The sequence below is a fragment of the Streptomyces sp. XY431 genome, from assembly GCF_001279805.1.
Classification (GTDB): Bacteria; Actinomycetota; Actinomycetes; order Streptomycetales; family Streptomycetaceae; genus Kitasatospora; species Kitasatospora purpeofusca.
The window spans coordinates 1-237 of the sequence record NZ_LGDO01000434.1 but is presented as its reverse complement, the minus strand read 5'-3'; the positions used below and the strand labels follow the sequence as shown (position 1 = coordinate 237).

General features: G+C 71.7%; 1 pseudogene. It reads left to right on the top strand.

What is annotated here, in order from left to right:
• Positions 1–237 (top strand): annotated as a pseudogene (locus tag ADK60_RS28015) (tetratricopeptide repeat protein); the annotation flags it as partial.

The following is a 237-nucleotide window of genomic DNA, read 5'->3' as shown; positions in this document are numbered from 1 at the left end:
CGACGGGCGGAGGGTCTGGCCGCCGTCGAAGAATCCGTCGCCATTCGCCGCGCCCTGGCCGAGACGAACCCCGACGCCCACCTGCCCGATCTCGCCATGATCCTCAGCAACCTCTCCGTCTGGTTGGGGAAGGATGGTCGGCGGGCGGAGGGTCTGGCCACCGCGGAGGAAGCCGTCGGCCACTACCGAGCCCTGGCCGACGCGACCCCCGACGCCTACCTCCCTCACCTGGCCAGC